The organism is Brevibacillus sp. B_LB10_24, assembly GCF_046036945.1.
Lineage (GTDB): Bacteria > Bacillota > Bacilli > Brevibacillales > Brevibacillaceae > Brevibacillus_C.
Window position 1 is genome coordinate 72,934 of sequence record NZ_JBJQOQ010000019.1, and the last position, 20,337, is coordinate 93,270.

18 protein-coding genes are annotated in these 20,337 nt (G+C 54.1%); all 18 read left to right on the top strand.

Translation table 11 applies throughout. The features are described 5' to 3' along the window. The first annotated feature begins 35 nt into the window (after positions 1-35). The 18 genes from ACI7RC_RS17275 to ACI7RC_RS17360 all read left to right on the top strand — a co-directional run bounded on the left by ACI7RC_RS17275 (position 36) and on the right by ACI7RC_RS17360 (position 20,276). Positions 36-1,124, top strand: a complete 1,089-nt coding sequence (locus ACI7RC_RS17275; RefSeq protein WP_408109474.1) for a phosphotransferase family protein — start codon at positions 36-38, stop codon at positions 1,122-1,124. Between the two features lie 29 nt (positions 1,125-1,153). Then, on the top strand, positions 1,154-1,927 hold the full coding sequence (locus ACI7RC_RS17280; protein ID WP_408109451.1) for an SDR family oxidoreductase: 774 nt from the start codon (positions 1,154-1,156) through the stop codon (positions 1,925-1,927). Positions 1,928-1,978: 51 nt separating this feature from the next. Continuing rightward, positions 1,979-3,592 carry a long-chain-fatty-acid--CoA ligase gene (locus tag ACI7RC_RS17285; RefSeq protein WP_408109452.1) on the top strand — a complete coding sequence of 538 codons (1,614 nt, stop codon included), beginning with the start codon at positions 1,979-1,981 and terminating at the stop codon, positions 3,590-3,592. A gap of 5 nt (positions 3,593-3,597) precedes the next feature. Continuing rightward, positions 3,598-4,461, top strand: a complete 864-nt coding sequence (locus tag ACI7RC_RS17290) for a branched-chain amino acid ABC transporter permease (RefSeq protein WP_408109453.1) — start codon at positions 3,598-3,600, stop codon at positions 4,459-4,461. Between the two features lies 1 nt (position 4,462). After that, a complete protein-coding gene (locus ACI7RC_RS17295; protein ID WP_408109454.1) occupies positions 4,463-5,497 on the top strand; it encodes a branched-chain amino acid ABC transporter permease in 1,035 nt (344 codons plus the stop codon). Then, positions 5,490-6,260, top strand: coding sequence for an ABC transporter ATP-binding protein (locus ACI7RC_RS17300; protein WP_408109455.1), 771 nt, complete (start codon positions 5,490-5,492; stop codon positions 6,258-6,260). Before ACI7RC_RS17295 ends, ACI7RC_RS17300 begins: the two co-directional genes overlap by 8 nt. Further along, complete coding sequence (locus tag ACI7RC_RS17305) at positions 6,244-6,951, top strand: ABC transporter ATP-binding protein (protein WP_408109456.1); 708 nt, start codon at positions 6,244-6,246, stop codon at positions 6,949-6,951. The genes ACI7RC_RS17300 and ACI7RC_RS17305 overlap by 17 nt, the downstream gene beginning before the upstream one ends. Positions 6,952-6,989: 38 nt before the next feature. Then, the gene (locus tag ACI7RC_RS17310) at positions 6,990-8,204 is read left to right on the top strand and encodes an ABC transporter substrate-binding protein (protein ID WP_408109457.1); all 1,215 of its coding nucleotides are present in this window, start codon (positions 6,990-6,992) and stop codon (positions 8,202-8,204) included. A gap of 51 nt (positions 8,205-8,255) precedes the next feature. Further along, the gene (locus ACI7RC_RS17315; protein WP_408109458.1) at positions 8,256-9,422 is read left to right on the top strand and encodes an acyl-CoA dehydrogenase family protein; all 1,167 of its coding nucleotides are present in this window, start codon (positions 8,256-8,258) and stop codon (positions 9,420-9,422) included. A 73-nt stretch (positions 9,423-9,495) separates the two neighbouring features. Continuing rightward, positions 9,496-10,470 (top strand): quinone oxidoreductase family protein, encoded by a 975-nt coding sequence (locus tag ACI7RC_RS17320; RefSeq protein ID WP_408109459.1) that lies wholly within the window; start codon positions 9,496-9,498, stop codon positions 10,468-10,470. A 427-nt stretch (positions 10,471-10,897) separates the two neighbouring features. Continuing rightward, a complete protein-coding gene (locus ACI7RC_RS17325) occupies positions 10,898-12,526 on the top strand; it encodes an ABC transporter substrate-binding protein (protein ID WP_408109460.1) in 1,629 nt (542 codons plus the stop codon). Between the two features lie 100 nt (positions 12,527-12,626). Then, positions 12,627-13,808: an amidohydrolase gene (locus tag ACI7RC_RS17330; RefSeq protein ID WP_408109461.1), complete on the top strand. Its 1,182-nt coding sequence runs from the start codon at positions 12,627-12,629 to the stop codon at positions 13,806-13,808. A gap of 44 nt (positions 13,809-13,852) precedes the next feature. Then, positions 13,853-14,857: an ABC transporter ATP-binding protein gene (locus tag ACI7RC_RS17335; protein ID WP_408109462.1), complete on the top strand. Its 1,005-nt coding sequence runs from the start codon at positions 13,853-13,855 to the stop codon at positions 14,855-14,857. A gap of 15 nt (positions 14,858-14,872) precedes the next feature. Then, complete coding sequence (locus ACI7RC_RS17340; RefSeq protein WP_408109463.1) at positions 14,873-15,841, top strand: ABC transporter ATP-binding protein; 969 nt, start codon at positions 14,873-14,875, stop codon at positions 15,839-15,841. 37 nt (positions 15,842-15,878) lie between these two features. Then, entirely contained in the window at positions 15,879-16,883 is a 1,005-nt protein-coding gene (locus tag ACI7RC_RS17345) for an ABC transporter permease (RefSeq protein WP_408109464.1), read from the top strand. 14 nt (positions 16,884-16,897) lie between these two features. After that, positions 16,898-17,797 (top strand): nickel transporter permease, encoded by a 900-nt coding sequence (nikC, locus tag ACI7RC_RS17350; protein ID WP_408109465.1) that lies wholly within the window; start codon positions 16,898-16,900, stop codon positions 17,795-17,797. 54 nt (positions 17,798-17,851) lie between these two features. Further along, on the top strand, positions 17,852-18,751 hold the full coding sequence (gnd, locus tag ACI7RC_RS17355) for a phosphogluconate dehydrogenase (NAD(+)-dependent, decarboxylating) (protein WP_408109466.1): 900 nt from the start codon (positions 17,852-17,854) through the stop codon (positions 18,749-18,751). Between the two features lie 13 nt (positions 18,752-18,764). Next, positions 18,765-20,276 (top strand): gluconokinase, encoded by a 1,512-nt coding sequence (locus ACI7RC_RS17360; RefSeq protein WP_408109467.1) that lies wholly within the window; start codon positions 18,765-18,767, stop codon positions 20,274-20,276. Positions 20,277-20,337: the final 61 nt, after the last annotated feature.

The window sequence follows — 20,337 nt, forward strand, 5'->3', positions numbered from 1 at the left end:
CAATCCGAATCCGGAAGAGCGTTTGTGCGAAGACGATGAAAGGAGGAGCGAATTTGACCCAACGAACACCTCAAGACACCATCCCGGTTCGGCCCGGTGAAGAACTGAATGCCGAAAAGGTAGAGCATTTCTTGCGGGAACATATTGCCCGGATACCGGATGCGCCGCTTGAAGTGGAGCAATTTCCGGCAGGCCATTCCAATCTGACCTATTTGCTTCGCTGCGGCGACTGGGAAGCGGTTTTGCGCCGCCCGCCGTTCGGACCGGTTGCCCCGAAGGCCCATGACATGAAGCGGGAAAGCTGGATTTTGTCGCTGATCCACAAAGTGTTTCCGCTTGCGCCAAAACCGTATGTCTTCTGCGAGGATGACTCCATCGTAGGGGCGCCCTTCTATGTGATGGAACGAAAAAAAGGAATTGTGCTCGATCGCCAGTGGCCGGAAGGTGTAGAGTGCTCCCCGGAATTATGCCGCCGGATTTCCGAATCAACCGTTGACACGCTCGCCCGGCTTCACTCTCTTGACTGGAAAACAGCGGGGCTTGGAGCCATCGGACGGCCGGAGGGTTTTATGGAGCGCCAGGTACAGGGGTGGATCGGAAGGTATGAACGGGCGAAGACAGACGACATACCCGTGGTCGAAAAAACGGCCAGGTGGATGCTGGACCACCTTCCGACATCACCACCAGCCACGATTGTCCACAATGACTTCAAGCTGAATAATATGATCTTTTCCGCGGCGGATCCGGCAGAAGCGGTCGCCGTGGTGGACTGGGAGATGACGACGATCGGGGATCCGCTTTCCGATGTGGCGATCACGGTCAGCTACTGGGATGAGGCAGGTGACGCAGAGCAGCTGCGAAACGGTTTCACTTCCGTCACCTCGCTGCCGGGGTTCATTTCACGCCGCGAATTTCTTGAACTGTACGCCGCCAAAAGCGGTCGCGACCTGAGCGAGATTGATTTTTATCTGACGTATGCGTACTACAAGGTGGCGGTCATCTGCCAACAAATTTTTTATCGCTGGAAAATGGGGCAAACCCATGATCCGCGATTTGAACGCCTTGGAGGGGTTGTAGAGAGCCTTATGCATCAAGCGAACCGGATCGCGATGAATGGATTCTAGCTGTGCCGTAAAAGAAGAGGAGGGATTCCATGCATATTCAAGAGTTATTTCATCTTGGCGGAAGAGTTGCCATTGTGACGGGAGGAGGACGCGGCCTCGGCGAACAGATTGCGATTGGACTGGCAGAAGCCGGCGCTGATGTTGTGGTCTGCTCCCGAAAAAAAGAAGCGTGCGACAGGGTGGCTGATGTGATCAAGCAAGCAGGCAGAGAAAGCTTGTCGCTGGCGTGCGACGTAACCAATCCGGAAGATGTCCAGCGGGTGGTGGAGGAAACCAAAAGGGTGTTTGGCAAGATCGACATCCTGATTAATAATTCGGGGATCTCGTGGGGGGCCCCTTTCGACAGCTACCCGCTAGAAAAATTCAATCAGATTCTGCAGGTAAATGTAACTGGTTTATTTTTAATGTCGCAAGCAGTTGGACGCGAAATGGTGGCGCAGCAGTACGGACGGATCGTAAACATCGCTTCCGTCGCCGGTCTGGTCGGCAGCGATCCGCGCTACATGAATGCGATTGGCTATAACGCCAGCAAAGGAGCCGTAATCTCCTTTACACGAGATTTAGCCGTTAAATGGGCTGATCAGGGGGTTACCGTCAATGCTTTGGCTCCCGGGTTCTTCCCCAGTAAAATGTCTACCGGCCTTCTGGAAAAATTTGGGGATCGGATTCTTGAACGAACGCCAATGCGCCGATTTGGCGGAGAGAACGACCTGAAAGGAGCCGCCTTGTTCTTCGCATCCGATGCAGCCAGCTACATAACAGGGCAAGTGCTAGCCGTTGACGGCGGGGTGACGGCGACATAACGGACGCATGTACCTTTCAAATCCTTGAAAAACGGGAAAGGGGGAATTCACATGGCCCATGTGACTGTTTTTGACGGATTAAGCTACGGGAAGGGAAAAGCCTTCGAGTACGACAGGATTTCACTTCCGCAAATGCTCGATCGGACAGCGGATCAATACCCGGATCGGACGGCGATCACGTTCTACCGGCTGCAGTTGAACTACAGGCATTTGCAGGACATGACGCGAAAAGTGGCCGCAGCCTTGTCGCAATCCGGAGTCGGAAAAGGCGACAAGGTAGGCATCATGCTGCCCAATTGCCCACAGTATGTGGCAGCTTTTTACGGCGTCCTGCGGCGGGGAGCCGTCGTCGTGCAGGTGAACCCGAAGTATGCCGAACGGGAGATTGAGTATATCCTGCAGGATTCCGGTGCCGAGGTGCTGTTTGTCTTCGCCGATCTATACGCCAATGTGCGCAAGATTGCCGGGTATGCCAATCTGAAAAAAGTCATTGTTGTCTCTTTAGCTCCCGTCAGCCTTGAGCTTGAAGAAAATGCGATCGGATGGGATCGCTTTCTCGATGCAGCTCAGCCTGTACCGGATGAATCGGTCGATCCGGAGGAAGACGTCGCCGTTTTGCAGTATACGGGAGGAACCACGGGCCGTTCCAAGGGTGCGATGCTGACGCATCGCAATCTGGTTGCCAATGCCCAGCAGGGCAAAGAACTGGGAAGCGAACAGCCGTTAACCGAGGGAGACAAAATTTTGACCGTCATTCCCCTGTTTCACGTCTATGGAATGACTTGTGGGATGAATCTGGGAATCCTGACCGCTACCAACGTCATCCTGCTCCCCCGGTTCGACGTACGTGAAGTGTTGGAGACGATTAAAGAGCACAGGCCGACCTATTTCCCCGGTGTCCCGACCATGTACGTCGCGCTGAATTCGTATCCGGACGCGGATCAGTACGGAATTGACGCCATCCGGATTTGCAACAGCGGCTCGGCCCCGCTTCCGGTAGAGCTGATGCATTCCTTTGAACAAAAGACGGGAGCCAACATGTATGAAGGGTACGGGCTTTCAGAGGCTTCGCCCAGCACCCACTCCAATCCCCGCAACTCCTCGAAAAAACCGGGAAGCATCGGTCTGCCGCTGCCCGGTACGGAAGCGCGGATTGTCGACCACGCGACGGGTACGCGAACGCTTCCGATCGGTGAAGTGGGGGAATTGGTGATACGGGGGCCGCAAGTGATGAAGGGGTATTGGAACATGCCGGCAGAAACCGCAAACGCCATTCGCGACGGCTGGCTCTACACCGGCGACATCGGCAGAATGGACGAAGACGGATTCTTTTACATTGTCGACCGCAAAAAAGACATGATTATCGTGAGCGGATACAATGTCTATCCGCGGGAAATCGAGGAGGTGCTCTACATGCACCCCGCTGTCCTGGAAGCGGTGGTTGCCGGCGTGCCCGATGAGTATCGCGGGGAGACGGTAAAGGCGTTTATCGTCCTAAAACCCGGACAAAGTGCCGCGCCTGAGGAACTCGAAAACTTCTGCCGGCAGCACCTCGCCGCCTTTAAAGTGCCGCGCTTGATCGAATTCCGCGAGTCGCTCCCGAAGACAGCGGTCGGAAAAATACTGCGCCGGGTATTAGCGGAGGAAGCCAAGAAACAGGGGTGATGGAAGTGGAATTATTCTTTCAACAGATCGTCAATGGCCTGGTGCTCGGCAGTATATACAGCCTGGTAGCCCTCGGCATCACATTGATCTACGGGATCATGCAGCTGCCGAACTTTGCCCACGGTCACCTGTACATGCTGGGGGCTTACCTGACCCTGTTTATGATGACGATGTACGGATTTCCTTATTGGCCGGCCATTCTCGTCTCGGTAGCAGCGCTTGTCTTGATCGGGATGCTGCTGGAGCGACTGGTGTTTCGGCCGCTGCAGAACGCCCCCCATATCAACTCGATGATTGCAGCGGTAGGCGTCATGCTGTTTATCGAAGCGATCGCCCGCAAAATGTGGGGCTCGGATTACCACCGACTCGATTCGCCGTATGAAGATACCATCTCCATATTCGGGCTCACGATCACACAGCAGCGGCTGATCATCATCATCGCCGCGATCGTGTTGATGATCGGGCTTAACCTGTTCCTGAAACGAACGGTTATCGGCTCGACAATCGAAGCGATGGCGCAAAACCGGGAAGGAGCCTTCCTCGTCGGGATCAATGCCAACAAGGTATCGCTGCTGACGTTTGGGATCGCGTCCGGGCTGGCAGCTGCCGCAGCATCACTGGCTGCCCCGATCAACCTGGTCTACCCTTCGATGGGGGCGATGGTGAATCTCAAAGCGTTTGTCATCATCGTCCTGGGAGGGATGGGGAGCATACCCGGTGCGGTACTTGGCGGGTACATCCTCGGATTGGCGGAAAGCATTTCAGGGACGTACATCAACAGCGAATACAAGGACCTGGCAGCGTTCGTCATCCTGGTGCTGATCCTGACCGTGAAACCGACTGGGTTGTTTGCAAAGGAGGCCCGATAATATGAAAAAAAATCCGGTATATCACCGGGTTTCAAAACTTGCGGTCCCCGTGCTGATCCTGTTTGCCGCGGCAATTCCCCTGCTCACTTCCAATACCTATTACCTGGATATTTTTGTAAAAATATTTATTTGGACGATCGCTGTCAGCGGCATGAACATCATCGCCGGATACACCGGACAGTTGTCATTGGCACACGCCGGTTTTTTCGGCATCGGGGCGTATGCATTCGGTCTATTGATGACGAAGGCGGAAATGCCATTTCTCCCTTCACTTGCGATCGCCGTTGTGCTGACCGGGCTTATAGGCAGTGTCGTGGGACTTATCTCGCTTCGCTTGAAAGGACATTACTTTGCGATTTTTTCTCTCTGTGTCGGCGTCATCATCCTGCTGATCATCGAGAAGTGGGAATCGCTGACAGAAGGGGTCCGCGGATTGCTCGGCATTCCATCTCCGAGTATCGGATCGTTTGAATTTGCGAACATTTCAGCCCAGTACTACTTGATTCTATTCTTCCTTATGCTGACGTTTTTTGTGAACCGCCGGGTGGTTCATTCGCTGGTCGGGCGAACGTTCCTCTCGATCCGGAACAGCGAAGAACTGGCGGAAGCGGTTGGCATCAACGTCATGCAGAGCAAAATCCTCGCCTTTGTCTACTCGACCGTACTGGCCGGTTTGGCAGGAGCTTTGTATGCGGGGTATATCCGCTTTCTGGGACCTGATATCGCCAATGTGGAGCACACGTTCGACATGCTGCTGTACTTGTTGGTCGGCGGAATCGGCACGCTCTGGGGACCGTTGGTTGGAACCGCGCTGGTGACCGTCTTGATGCAATGGCTGCAATCCTGGCAGGAGTACCGCATGATCGTTTTCGGTCCCATTCTCGTCATTCTCGTGATGTTCCTCCCGTACGGCATTATCGGAGCTTTTGTCCGGCGAAAAATGAAACGGCAGTGGGAGCAGGAAATGCAAGAAAATTCCATTGAACGGCCGGGGATGCGGGACCAGCGGCTCGCGGGAGGGGAACTGGATGTTTAAAGCGGAGAAGTTGACGAAGCGTTTCGGCGGCAATACGGCTGTCAATGCCGTTGATTTTACCATCAACCATGGTGAAATTACCGCGATCATCGGGCCGAACGGGGCGGGAAAGACGACATTTTTCCATTTGATCAGCGGGTTCCACAGGCCTACCTCCGGCCGATTGCTGCTTGAAGGCAGGGACGTAACCAAAAAGCCGCCTTATCATATGGCGAAAATAGGGGTAGCCCGCACATTTCAGACCACGAAACTGTTTGCCGAGGCCACCGTCATCGACAACCTGATGATCGGTCATCGGCTGCGGACCAGAAGCGGTTTTTGGGATGCCGTGATTCGGACCAGGCGTTACCGGACAGAAGAAGCGGCATGCCGGGAGAGGGCGCTGCAAGTGCTCGATTTTGTCGGAGCCTCTGATCTGGCCAACCGGCCGGTGGCAAGTATTCCGCAGGAAGCGCAGAAGAGAGTAGCAATCGCATTGGCATTGTCTACAGATCCAAAACTCGTGCTGTTGGACGAACCGGCAGCCGGCATTAATGCGGATGAGACAAGCGGTCTTGCCGATCTGATCAAAAAAATGAAACGAGCGGGTCTTACAGTTTGCATCATCGAGCACAAGATGCAGATGATCATGAACCTTGCCGACAGAATCATGGTCCTCAACCAGGGGGCGAAGATTGCGGAAGGCACACCGGAAGAAATCAGCCGAAATGAATCAGTGATTGAAGCATACCTGGGAGGTGCCCGCGATGCTCAAACTCGTTGATGTTTCCGTCAGGTACGGCAGCTTCAAAGCGCTTCATTCCATCAACCTGGAGATAAACGAAGGGGAACTCGTCGTCCTGCTTGGAGCGAACGGCGCGGGAAAAAGCACTATCTTTCGGACGATCAGCGGCCTGGTAAAGCCGGCTTCGGGCGAACTTCATTTTCACGGGAAGCAGATCGGGGGATGGTCGCCGGACCGGATTGTCAGAGCCGGAATCGCCCAGTGCCCGGAAGGCAGAAAGCTTTTTCTGGAAATGTCCGTCGTAAAAAATCTCATCCTGGGCGGCTTTGTACACCGCAAGGACAAAGCGGAGCAGGCGAGGTCATTGCAGCGCATGTTTGAATTGTTTCCCATCTTGTATGAGAAAAAAGACCAGGCTGCAGGCTCTCTGAGCGGCGGCCAGCAGCAAATGGTCGCCATCGCCCGCGCTTTAATGGCAAGACCGAAACTGCTGCTGCTCGATGAGCCTTCCATCGGACTGGCTCCCCTGGTCGTAGAACAAATGTTTCAGACCATCGCCGACATCAATCGCAGCGGAACGAGCGTCCTGCTCGCGGAGCAAAATGCACATGCCGCTCTGCAGATTGCCCACCGCGGCTACATCATCGAGAACGGCCGGCTTGTTTTGGAAGGGTCAAGCGGCAGATTGCAAAACAATGAAGAAGTCAGACGGGCATACTTGGGTGCCTGACGGGTGAAAGATCAATGGGAACAGAAGGAGAGGGTCAAATGAAAAGTAAACGGAATGTACTGCTTGCCTTGTCTGCCGCTGCTTCACTGTTCTTTCTGACGGCGTGCGGCAACCAGGCCGCTTCAGGCGGTGAAAGCGCAGGCAGCGGCGGGAGCGGGCAAGCAAGAGAAGTTGCCATCGGTTGGTCCGGACCTCAGAGCGGCGGCCAAGCCCTTTATGGAAAAAACACATTGAATGGCTTGCAAATGGCAATCGATGACATTAACGCCGCTGGCGGAATCAAGGTAGGATCAGATACGGTGAAACTGAAGCTGGAAGCGCTGGATGACAAGTACCTCCCAAACGAAACGGCGACCAATGCCCGCCGGCTGAGATCTGAAAACAAAGCGACCATTATCTTTACTCCGCATTCGGGCGGTGTATTTGCCCTGCAAACCTTCAACGTGCAAGAAAAATTCCTGATCGCGGCCTATACCAGCGAGCCAAAAGTGACGGAAGCCAAAAACCCCCTGACCGTCCGGATCCCTCCCAGCTATGACAACTATCCGAAAACCTTCTCGGAAGAAACGATGAACCGCTTTGGCAAAAAGGCAGCTCTCGTACCTGGCACCCACCAGTATGCCAAAGATTGGAGCGCCCTGTTTAAACAGACTTGGACCGGGCTGGGCGGGGAAATCGTGGCGGAAAATCCGGTGGACTACAATAAAGAAAGCGATTTCGCCCCTGCTGTGACGAAGGCGCTTGCCGCAAAGCCCGATGTGCTGTTTGTCGGCGGCGCTTCCCAGCCGACGGCACTGGTGATCAAAGCCGCGCGTGATCAGGGGTTTCACGGCGGAATCATCGTAATGGACCAGGCAAAAGTAGAAGAGATGGAACCGATTTTGAAAGATCCGAACATGTTGGAAGGTTTTATCGGGGTGAATCCCGCTTCCTTGCATCCGACCGAGGGGACAAAAAAATTCGTAGAAAGGTACAAAGAGAAGTTTGGGGCGGACAAAGTCCCTACCTCTGAAGTGGCGTACCACTACATGGCTATGCACGTATTCGCCAAGGCGATGGAACTGGCGGGAACGACGGATGATGCCGCTGCTATCCGCGCGAAGCTCGATGAGGCTTGCAAACAGCTCTCTGATGACGACTTGCCGTCGCTGGCCAAAGGCTTCTCAGAAGACGGAGCGCTGATCGTCATTCCGCGTGCAACAACCATGAAAGAGGGCAAATTCGTACAAATTCCACTTCCTGTCAAAGAGTGACGGGTGGATTGCAAGCGCCAGGATGAGCTATAGAAAAAAGGAGACGATACCATGCATATGCGGTTAAACGAAGAACAGAAGATGATCCAAAAAACGGTCAGAAAATTCGTTGAAAAGGAACTGATGCCCCTTGAGCCGGACGTGCTGCGAAATGAAAGAGAGGGCAAACCGGGCATTACTCCCGAGCAAAAAAAAGAACTCCAATTAAAAGCAAAGCATCTCGGGTTTTGGGGCATCAACACGCCAGCGGAGTACGGCGGGGCAAACCTGGGGCAGATGATGCAGGCAATCGTCGCGATGGAATTGGCCAGAACCTTTGTGCCTTTCAACTTTGGCGGCTATGCCGACAATATCCTCTACTACGGCAATGAAGAACAAAAAAAGAAGTACCTGATTCCGACCATCAACGGTGACAGGATTTCCTGCTTTGCCTTTACCGAGCCGGGAGCGGGTTCAGATACCCGGCGGATCAACTTGCGGGCGGAAAAAGACGGAAACGAGTGGGTATTAAACGGAGAAAAAGTCTTTATTACCAACGGAAATGAAGCTGATTTTGCGATGGTATTTGCGGTCACAGACAAACAGCAGGGACAGGGAGGCGGCGTAACCTGCTTCCTCGTCGACCGTGACATGGGCTGGAAATCGGAGTACATCCATACAATGGGAGAGTGGGGCCCTGCTTCCCTGATCTTTGACAATGTGCGGGTGCCGGAAGAAAATATCCTGGGAGAATTGCACGGAGGGTATCAACTCGGTCTGGAGTGGATTGGATTTGCCCGCTGGATTGTCGGAGCACGAGCGGTTGGCGCCGCGGAACGCCTGCTTCAAATGGCGATTGATTACGCCAAGCAGCGGGTGACATTCGGGCAGCCAATCGCAGAGCGGCAGGCGATTCAGTGGATGATTGCCGATTCGGCGGTTGAAATCGAAGCGGCCAGATGGCTGGTCTTTAACGCCGCCTGGATGCTGGATCAGGGCATGGACAATCGCCATTACGCTTCCATGGCAAAGCTGTTTGGCGCCAACATGGGGAATCGGGTTGTCGACCGCGTTCTGCAAATCCACGGCGGGATGGGCTATACCAAGGAACTGCCAATCGAGCGCTGGTACCGGGAAGCAAGGCTGTGGCGAATCTACGACGGGACAGATGAAATACAGCGACTGATCATTTCCCGAAACCTGCTGAAAGGGCATGTAAAACTGGGAGAGTCGATGTAGGTTCCGAGGTACTGAAGTGCTTGTCGACAGAGGCTGGTCCATACGGACAGAACAGTTAGGGGGATGAGCGTGAATGAAGGCGATTCAATTTCAGGAGTATGGAACACCTGATGTGCTGCAGGTGGTCGATATCCCCGTGCCAACCCTAAAACCGGGTGAGGTGTTGGTACAGGTCAAAGCTGTCGGGGTAAACTTTGCGGACACCATGCGCCGCCGAAACCGCTATTTGGCGAAAACCCCGCTTCCTTACATTCCCGGTTCAGAGGTGGCAGGGGTGATTACCGAGGTATCACCTGAGATCACCCAGTTCCGTGTGGGGGATCGGGTCGTTGCCTTAACCGGCGGCGGGGGCTACGCAGAGTACGTGACTCTCCCCGAAAATGCCGTTTTTCCCATTCCCGAACAGGTAGATTTTGACCAGGCTGCCGCCTTGCTGCTTCAGGGGCTTACCGCTTACCACGTATTGCGCACGTCAGGACAGTTTTCTGAAGGTGAGTCTGTATTGGTTCACGCCGCAGCAGGAGGCGTGGGAACACTGGCTGTTCAGTTGGCAAAGCTGTGGGGAGCAGGGAAGGTGATCGCGACGGCAAGCAGTTCGCAGAAGCTGGAGCTGGCCCTCTCTCTCGGAGCGGATGTCGGGGTGAACTATTCAGCGGCGGATTGGAACGACCAGGTGACGGAACACACCGATGGAAAAGGCGTTGATATCGTTCTGGAAATGGTTGGGGGTGAGTTTTTCCAAAAAAGCATTTGCTGTCTGGCGACGTTCGGGCGCCTCGTCATCTACGGCCGAGCGGGTGCCGAAACCACCCAGTTTGATCCGTCTGTCCTGATGCAGCGCAATACCAGTGTTGTCGGCTTCTGGTTGACGCGAATCATGCAGCGTCCGGCTATGTATCGGGAGAGCGTACGGGAGTTGCTGCGTTATGTGGCTGAGGGGACATTGCAATTGATCATCGGGGAAAGAGTGCCGCTGACGGAAGCGAGTAGGGCTCACGAGCTTCTGGAGGGGCGCCGGACAACAGGCAAAGTGCTGTTAATACCATGAACGACCTGATGAAAAGCTTTGCTATTGAATAGCAAAGCTTTTTTTGTTTTTGAAAATATTTTCCGAAATAAAGTCAATCAATTCAGATTTTTGCGAGGCTCCTGCTGACTTTTGGAAAGGTAAGGAAGCTTTTTTTGTTGCTTTCATGCGAAAATGGTAAAATATACTCTTTTACATAACGAAAATAATTTTTTGTATAATAGTTTTACAGGAAAAAATATGGAGATCTTTTTTGTTTTAGAAAAAAATTTTCTTCGTCTATTGAAAAAATGTAATATATTTTTATATAATAGGTTTCGAATTGAGGAAGTTGTTTTACTCTTTCAACTTCTGACAAGCGACAGACATAGGGGGGGCAAAAAATCCGAAAATAGCAGAAATTATGTGAACGCTATCATTTTGGGGTGTATGAAAAGGAGGTTGCATTATGAAGAAGTATCATAAACCAGTCTTGGCCGCCATTCTGTCTGCCATGGTAATGCTGGCAGGGTGTTCGTCAAGCAATGCGCCTGGCGATTCGGCAGCGGCCGGCCAGGGACAGACCCAGGGAGAAAAAATTCTCGTCATCGGACGGGGCGGCGACACCGTAACGCTTGATCCTGCCCAGTCGTCAGACGACGAGACCAACCGGGTCACCGAGGAAGTCGTCGAAACATTGGTAACCTACAAAAAAGGAACGAGCGAAATCGTGCCGCTGCTTGCAAAGAGCTGGCAAATTAGCGAAGACGGAAAGACGGTTACCTTCCACCTGGAGGAAGGCGTAAAATTCCACGACGGCACGCCGTTTAACGCAGACGCGGTCGTGTACAACTTCGAACGCTGGTGGGATCCTGATCATCCTTATCACAATGGCGCTTTCTCGATCTTCCAGACCGATATGGGCGGATTCAAGGGAGACGAAAAATCCGTTATCCGCGGCGTGAAGAAAGTGGACGAGAACACGGTTGAAGTTAGCTTGGCCCACTCCTTCGCACCGTTTATCGCCATGCTGACCGAGCCGCAGTACAGCATTGTTTCACCGGAAAGCATGAAGAAGAACAACGGCGAATTTAAAGATCAGCTGGTCGGAACGGGAGCCTTCCAGTTTGTCAGCTGGGCGCCGAACGACAAGATCGTGTTGAAGAAAAACCCTGAATACCGCGTCAGCGGCCTGCCGAAAGTAGATCAGCTGGTGTTTCAGGTCATCAAGGACAACTCCGCCAGACTGAATGCGCTCAAGACGGGGCAGATCGACCTGATGGAGGGAGTCAGTCCGTCGGATGTGGAGTCGCTGAAGAGCGACCCGAATCTGGAGGTCTATACCAGCCCGAGCAATAACGTCGGCTATATGGCCTTTAATACACAGATGAAACCATTTGACAATCCAAAAGTCCGCCAGGCGATCAGCATGACGATCGACAAGCAAGGGCTGATCGACGCCTTCTACTACGGACAAGCAGAACCGGCTGTCACGGTGCTGCCGTCCAAGAGCTGGGCGCTCAACACCGACCTGGAAACCTATCCGAATGATCTCGAAAAGGCCAAGCAGCTGCTTGCAGAAGCAGGCTATCCAGACGGCTTCAAAACCGAGCTGTGGGTCATGCCGGTCGCCCGCCCGTACATGCCGCAGCCGGAAAAAATCGGTGCCGCGCTTCAAGCCAATATGAAGCAGATCGGCATCGATGCCAAAATCGTTACGTATGACTGGGCGACCTATATCAAAAAGACGAATAACGGCGAAGCGCCGATGTGTCTTTTGGGATGGTCCGCAGCAACTTGGGATCCGACTACCCTGATGTATACGCTGCTTCACTCAACCGATGCAAAACCGACGAACAATGTCTCGCTCTACAAGAATCCTGAGGTAGACGAACTGCTGGACAAGGCATTGCAAGTGAATGACCAGGCTGAACGAGCCAAGCTTTACAACAAAGCGCAGGAGCTTATCTACAACGATGCGCCGATGAACCCGCTGGTTCACTCAACGCCTGTCAGAGCTGCAAGCAAAAGCGTTGCCGGATATGTACCGCAAGTGACGTACGGCCCGCAGCTGACCGACGTCGACATTGTGAAATAAAGCGAAGTGAACTGCTGCCCCGCCCAAACGGACAAACCGATTGGGCGGGATCATTCATCTCATGCCCACCGTAAAAAAGGGGAAAGAAAGGGTGTACTTTATGGAGATCTCGAAGGAATCGCTTGCCGAGCTGGCTCAGCAGATAAAGGATGATTTGATCGGCTGGAGACGCTATCTGCACAAACATCCGGAACTGTCCTTTCAGGAAAAGCATACCTCCCAATTTATCTGCGATACGCTGCAAACCTTTGACGGACTGGAGCTGTCCCGCCCTACAGAAACGAGCGTCATGGCGAAGCTGAAGGGCCCTCGGCCGGGCAAGACCCTGGCGATCCGGGCGGATATCGATGCGCTGCCGATTCACGAAGAGAACGACTGCGACTTTGTCTCTGAGAATCCGGGGGTCATGCACGCCTGCGGACACGACGGTCATACGGCAATCCTGCTGGGTACGGCAAAAATCCTTTCATCGCTCAAAGATCAGCTGCAAGGGGAGATTCGCTTCCTCTTTCAGCATGCGGAAGAGCAGGCGCCGGGCGGCGCGCAGCAGATGGTGGATGCCGGCGTGATGGAAGGTGTCGACCGGGTGATCGGCCTGCATCTTCACTCCCCGTTGGAAGTGGGCAATCTGAACATCAAAGCGGGACCTACCCATGCCGCTTCCGACGAGTTTTCGATTACCGTCATCGGAGTGGGCGGACACGCTGCCCAGCCGCACGATGCGATCGACAGCCTGGCGATCGCGGCGCAAGTGGTGACCAATCTGCAGCACATCGTCTCCCGCAACACGGATCCGCTGGAAAATCTGGTCCTCTCCGTCACGAAGATCATGGGCGGCTCCGCATTCAACGTCATTCCCGGATCGGTAGAACTGGCAGGGACGGTGCGTTCATTTAATCCCGAAGTTCGCAAGCATGTGCCCGGGATGATGGAACGGGTGGTCAAGGGGATTACTGAAGCCCACGGCGGAACCTACGAGTTCAGCTACAAACACGGACACGATCCGGTCATCAACGATCAGGCGACGGCAGAACTGGTCAAGGAAACCTTGATCGAGGCGTTCGGCCAGGAAGCGGTGCAGCCGATGATTCCAACGATGGGAGGAGAAGATTTTTCCGCCTTTCAGGCAAAAGCGCCCGGGACCTACTTCTGGGTAGGAGCGGGAAATGTGTCGAAAGGAATTGTCCATCCGCACCATCACCCGCGCTTTGCGATCGACGAAGATTCGCTGGTTATCGGTGTGCAGGCTTTCCTTCATCTTGCTTTCAAATTAGTCAAATAAGATTTCACAACATGAACGAGGAAGAGCGGAAGGGGGATGGACCGTTGAGTAAATTGCTGTCTGTGCAAGGCTTACAAACATACTTTCACACGGATGAAGGGGTCGTTCGTTCAGTAGACAATGTCGATTTCGAGATCAACGAGGGCGAGATTCTCGGCATTGTCGGCGAGTCGGGATGCGGGAAGAGCGTCACCTCGCTGTCCATCATGGGTCTTATCCCCTCTCCTCCCGGAAAGATTGTCGGAGGGGAAATACGGTTCGAAGGCAAAAATTTGCTGGAGCTGAGCAAAAAAGAACTGCGCTCCATCAGAGGAAACAAGATCGCGATGATCTTCCAGGAGCCGATGACCAGTCTGAATCCCGTGTTTAAAATTGGCGACCAAATGTGCGAAGCGGTGCAGCTCCACATGGGGTTGAAGAAAAAACAGGCGGTCGAACGGGTGATCCAACTGTTGAAACAAGTCGGGCTGCCGAGAGCCGAACAGGTGATTCACGAATATCCGCATCAATTGTCAGGCGGAATGCGTCAGCGGGTGATGATCGCTATGGCGATGGCGTGCAATCCGAAGCTGCTGATCGCCGATGAGCCAACGACGGCTCTGGACGTGACGATTCAAGCGCAAATTCTGGATTTGATGCGAAAAATCTCACGGGAGTCGGGTACGGCGATCATGCTGATCACGCATGATCTCGGCGTTGTCGCGGAAATGTGCCACAGGGTGGTTGTGATGTACGCAGGCAAAGTGGTGGAACAAGCCGATGTTCAAACCCTGTTTGCCAGTCCCAAACACCCGTACACGATTGGCCTGCTGCAGTCGATGCCGACACTCCATGAACGGAAAGAAAAGCTGGATGCAATCCCCGGAAATGTCCCGATACCGTCGGAACTGCCCAAGGGCTGCAAGTTCGCCCCGCGATGCGCGCACGCGACGGACATCTGCCGACAGGCGGAGCCGGAACTGACACGACTGGAAGAGAACGAGATGCACGAAGTACGCTGTTGGTTGTATCAGGAGCATTCCGAGGCTCCCCGCGGAGCGATGGACTGACATGGAGGCGAGAAAATGAGCAGGGCCCTGTTGGAAGTAAACAATTTGAAAACCTATTACGCCATTGACAAAGGCGGTTTGTTCAAGAAAGAGACGAGATACGTCAAAGCGGTGGACGGCGTCAGTTTCCGCATCCGGGAGGGCGAAGTATTCGGCCTGGTAGGGGAAAGCGGCTGCGGAAAGTCTACGACAGGCCGGTCGATTCTTCGCTTGACCGACCCGACAGACGGAGAAGTCCTGTTTCAGGGCAAAAATCTGGTCACCCTGCCGGAAAAGGAGATGCAGCGGGTGCGCAGGGATCTGCAGATCATTTTCCAGGACCCGTTCGCTTCGTTGAACCCTAAAATGACGATCGGGCAAATCCTGGAGGAACCGATGATCGTGCACGGCATCAAGGAAAAGGCAGAGCGCAAAAAGCGGCTGGGCGAACTCCTGGAAGCAGTCGGTTTGCATCCGAGTCACGCCAACCGGTATGCCCATGAATTCAGCGGCGGGCAGCGGCAGCGCGTGGGCATTGCCAGGGCTCTGGTGCTTCGCCCTAAGCTGATTATCGCCGATGAACCGGTCTCGGCCCTCGATGTGAGCGTCCAGGCACAGGTGATCAACCTGATGCAGAGCTTGCAGCAGCAGTACAAGCTGACCTATCTGTTTATCGCACACGACTTGAGCGTCGTGCGCCATATCTGCAATCGCATTGGCGTGATGTATCTGGGGCGGATCGTCGAGCAGGGGGACTGCGAAAAGCTGTATGAAAACCCCAAGCATCCCTACACGCAGGCCCTGTTGTCTGCAGTGCCCGTACCTGATCCGAACTGGCAGCGGGAACGCATCATCCTTCATGGTGACGTCCCCAGTCCGATCAATCCTCCCGTAGGCTGCGCATTTCACCCGCGGTGTCCGTATGCCATGGACATTTGCAAGACAGAGCGGCCGGAGTTCAGAGAGGTTGAAAACGGGCATCAGGTTGCGTGCCATTTAATGTAAGGCGACTTTCACTATACGGATAAATGGGGGTAAACCAGTGGTTAAGTATGTGGCCAGAAGAATCTTTCAACTTATCCCTGTACTGATCGGTGTTTCCATCATCGTCTTTGCGATCATTCACTTCATTCCCGGTGATCCGGCGCAGGTCATCCTGGGCGAACAGGCGAGTGCCGAAGCGATTGCGCAGCTAAGGCATCAATTGGGGCTTGATTTACCGTTATACCAACAGTATTTTCAATTCGTTTGGCAACTGTTGAAAGGCGATTTGGGAACCTCGCTGTTGACGCAAAAACCCATTATCGAAGAAATTGTTCCGCATCTGGCTGCCACTGCCGAATTGACGCTATTCGCAATGATATTTGCCGTTGTCATCGGGGTGAATGCCGGGATCGTCTCAGCATGGAAGAGAAATACCTGGCTGGATTACATGCCGATGATCATCGCGCTCGTCGGGGTGTCGATGCCGATCTTTTGGCTCGGATTGCTGGAACAGTGGCTGTTTGGGATTAAGCTGCAGTGGCTGCCGGTACTCGGAAGGATGGATGGGAGAGTACAGGTGGAGACGATCACGAATTTTTACTTGATCGATACACTCTTAAAAGGGAATATAACCCAATTCTGGGAGTCGATAAAACACCTAATCCTGCCTGCTGTGGCTTTGGGAACCATTCCGATGGCGTATATCGCCAGGATGACCCGCTCCAGCATGCTTGAAATCCTCAAGCACGACTACGTTCGCACCGCCAGAGCCAAAGGGCTGCACGAGTTTTTTGTCGTGTACAAGCACGCCTTGAAGAATTCGTTTTCTCCCGTCATGACGGTCATCGGCCTGGAGGTGGGCCGGCTGCTCGGGGGAGCGGTGCTGACAGAGACGATCTTTGGCTGGCCGGGCGTGGGCCAATACATTTACAACGCCATCGGTTATCGCGATTACGCGGTCATCCAGTCAGGAATTCTGGTGCTCGCCGTTATTTTCATCGTTGTGAATTTGATCGTCGATTTGCTGTACACCTATCTTGACCCAAGAATTCAGTATAAGTAACGGGGGGTTCAACTATGCAATTGGAACCGGCTGCCCAGCAGACAAATCCAATTTCTTCTGACAAGTCAACCAAGCGGACACCGTGGAGAGAGAGCTGGAGACGATTGCGCAAGCAAAAGGCGGCAATGGTAGGCGGAGGGCTGATCGTTCTGTTCATCGTCATCGGAATTCTGGCGCCCCTCCTCGCTCCCTATGATCCCATTGCGCAAAATCTCTCCAACACGTTGAAACCCCCGTCAGCAGACCACTGGATGGGGACGGATGACTCCGGCCGCGATATTTTCTCAAGGGTTCTTTACGGTGCGCGCATCTCGCTTACGATCGGATTTTTCTCGGTTATTGGGTCGCTGATCGTCGGTGCATTTCTGGGACTGGTAGCGGGTTATTTCGGAAAAAAGATCGATACGGTTATCTCCAGGTTTTTCGATATCATGCTGGCCTTCCCCGGCATTTTGCTGGCAATCGCCATCGTCGCGATCTTGGGGCCGGGCTTGTTTAACGCTCTGCTGGCGATTGCCATCGTCAACATCCCGATGTACGGACGGATCATTCGCGCCAAGGTGCTAAGCATAAAACAGGAAGAGTACATCATGGCTGCCAGGGCTCAGGGGATGTCACAGTGGCGGATTTTGTTTCGGCATGTCCTGCCTAACAGCTGGACGCCGTTGATCGTGCAAGGAACGTTGGGGATCGCTTCGGCGATTCTGGAGGCGGCAGCCCTGGGATTTTTGGGACTGGGCGCTCAGCCGCCGGAAGCGGAGTGGGGGAAAATGCTGGCTGACTCCCGCGAATACATCACCTCGGCGCCATGGGCCGTGATGACGCCCGGGATTGCCATTATGTTAAGCGTCATCGGATTTAACCTGTTCGGAGACGGCTTGCGAGATGCCCTGGACCCAAAAATGAAGAATTGACAGCAGAAACGTGAATACACAAGTGAGGCTACTTTGATGTTGGACGGTGAAACTATGAGAATTGGAATCGTTGGACTTGGGAAAATGGGCTTTCATCTGGGATGCAACATGATTGAGAAAGGCCATACGGTCGTCGGATACGATGTATCGAAGGAAACAGTGGAGCGTTTTAAGCAAAAGGGCGGGATCGGCTGCCATGGGATTGAAGAGTTGGCCGGGAATTTGTCCGATAAACCGAAAGCGATTTGGCTGATGGTCCCGGCAGGCGAGATGATCGACTCTCTGATCTCGCAGCTAAAGCCTTTCCTATCACCTGGTGATATTGTCATAGACGGTGGAAACTCTTTTTATAAAGACTCGATCCGCAGAAGCGAGCAGCTTCAGGAGGACGGCATTCGTTTTCTCGATGTGGGAACGAGCGGAGGGATCGAAGGCGCGATCAACGGACTGTGCTTGATGATTGGCGGGGACAAGGACGCGTATTTGGCGGTAGAACCATTGATCCGGGACATCGCTCAGCAGGACGGATTTCTGTACACCGGCCCGGCCGGCTCCGGCCACTTCCTGAAGATGGTTCACAACGGAATTGAGTACGGAATGATGCAAGCGATCGGAGAAGGTTTTGAAATCCTTGAAAAGGGGCCGTTTACCTATCATTACGAACAGGTTGCCCGCCTGTGGAACAACGGGTCCGTCATCCGCTGCTGGCTGATGGAACTGATGGAGAAGGCTTTTGCGCAGGATCCCGACATGTCTTCTATCAAAGGGGTCATGTACTCGTCCGGAGAAGGCAAATGGACGGCTGAAACGGCGATGGAGTTCGAGATTGCAGCGCCTGTCATTACAATGTCGCTGTTAATGCGATATCGTTCGCTCCAGGAAGATACTTTTCATGGAAAAGTGGTGGCCTCGCTGCGGAATCAATTTGGCGGACATGCCGTAGAGAAGGTGTAGGCAGGGAGAACAAATGGGAAAGCAAATATTCTACCTGGGGATCGACATCGGCACTACTAGCACGAAGGGAATCATTGCGAACGCTGCCGGAGAGATTCTCGCCGGCGAGCAGGCTGAGTACTCCATCTATCAACCCATGCCCTCGTTTGCGGAACAATCGCCGGAGGAGATTTCCCGCGCAGTCTGGCAGGTGATCAAGCAGCTGCTGAAGTCGTCCGCCGCTATGCAGGGCGTTTTGGGCGGAATCGGCTTCAGCAGCGCCATGCACAGCGTGATTCTGGTGGATGAAGCGAACCGGCCGTTGACGAGGTGCATCATCTGGGCGGACAGCCGGAGTGCGGCAGAGGCGGAGGAGATCAGGTGCGAACCGGGGTTAGAGCTGTATCACCGGACGGGCACTCCGATCCATCCGATGTCCCCCTTGACCAAATTGCGCTGGATGTCGCGCTTCTCCCCCGAGCTTCTCAAGCGAGCACACAAGGTTCTCTCGATAAAGGAATACGTGCTGTTCCAGTTGTGCCAGTCCTACGTCGTAGACTACTCGATCGCCTCTACGACGGGGATGTTCGGCATCCATCAATTGGATTGGGACAGGCAGGCCCTCGAACTGGCAGGGGTACGCCGGGAACAGCTGTCCGATCCCGTGCCTACCACGGAGATTTTGTCCATCCAAAATCGGCAGTTGGCCGATGAGCTGGGCATTCCGCTGGACACGCCGATTGTCGTAGGGGCGAGCGATGGTGTGCTGGCCAATCTGGGTGCAGGGGCGAGCGACGAGGAGACGGCGGTTATCACGATCGGGACGAGCGGAGCGGTTCGGACGGTGAGCCGGACGCCGCGGACCGATCGGGACATGAAGTCGTTCTGTTACGCGCTTGCCGCCGAACGCTGGGTTACGGGCGGTCCCTTTAACAACGGAGGCCTCTCCCTGCAGTGGTTCCGCGATCAATTCATCTGCACGGGAGCGAACGATTCGAAAAGCTACGACGAGCTGATAGGGGAAGCAGCTGGGCTCAAGGCAGGCTCCGAAGGACTGCTGTTTTTGCCGTATCTTACGGGTGAGCGGGCTCCATACTGGAATGCCCAGGCGCGCGGCGTCTTTTTCGGCGCCGGTTTGCACCATCGCCGCGAGCACTTTCTCCGCGCGGTGCTGGAGGGAGTGATATTCTGCGCCTACAGCGTGTTTCGCTCTCTGCAGACGGATGAGCAGGAGATCAAGCAGTTATTTGCCACGGGCGGCTTTGTGCGTTCCCCGTTTTGGCTGCAGCTTGCGGCAGACGTCTTCGGCATTCCGGTACATGTCCCCGATTCGCCGGAAAGCGCCTGCCTGGGAGCGGTGATGCTGACTATGCTGGCGACAGGAGCGATTGATTCGCTGGATGAATCGGCTGCGATGGTGCACATCGCCAAAATCTATTCGCCTGACCGGTCGCAAACAGGCCGTTATCAGGAGCTGTTCGGGTTGTTCGAGCAGGTGTACCATTCAGTGGAAGGGCATTTTGCGGCATTGTCGCAGTTTAGGTGAATCGATCGGATATGACGAGGGTGTCCCAAAAGTCATTGTAGATGACTGAGGGACGGCCCTC